The sequence below is a fragment of the Leptolyngbya sp. CCY15150 genome, assembly GCF_016888135.1.
Taxonomy (GTDB): domain Bacteria; phylum Cyanobacteriota; class Cyanobacteriia; order RECH01; family RECH01; genus RECH01.
The window spans coordinates 1-310 of record NZ_JACSWB010000093.1 but is presented as its reverse complement, the minus strand read 5'-3'; the positions used below and the strand labels follow the sequence as shown (position 1 = coordinate 310).

1 protein-coding gene is annotated in these 310 nt (G+C 56.5%); it reads right to left on the bottom strand.

Annotation, left to right across the window (positions count from 1 at the left end):
• The coding region (locus tag JUJ53_RS25390) for a Calx-beta domain-containing protein (protein ID WP_204150076.1) at positions 1-310 on the bottom strand (310 nt) is incomplete at both ends.

Genomic DNA, 310 nt, shown 5'->3' with positions numbered 1-310 from the left:
CCGCCGTGCCGGTATCACCGAGATCGCCCTCCAGCACCGAAGCATTGGAAATAGCGATCGCCGGTGGATTGTCATCATTGCCAATTGTCCCCGTCGCTTGGGTATCGTCCAGGGTGATTCCTGGAGTCTGGTTACTGAGAACCAGCGTAAAGGTTTCCGTGGGTTCATTGATGGCATCACCATTGACCGCGATGGTGATCAACTGCTGAGTGTTCCCCGGTGCAAAGGTCACCGTTCCGGTGAGAGCATCATAGTCATCCTCACCAATCGCCCCATTGCCGCCCGCAATAGCGCTGCCATTCTGGGTGGT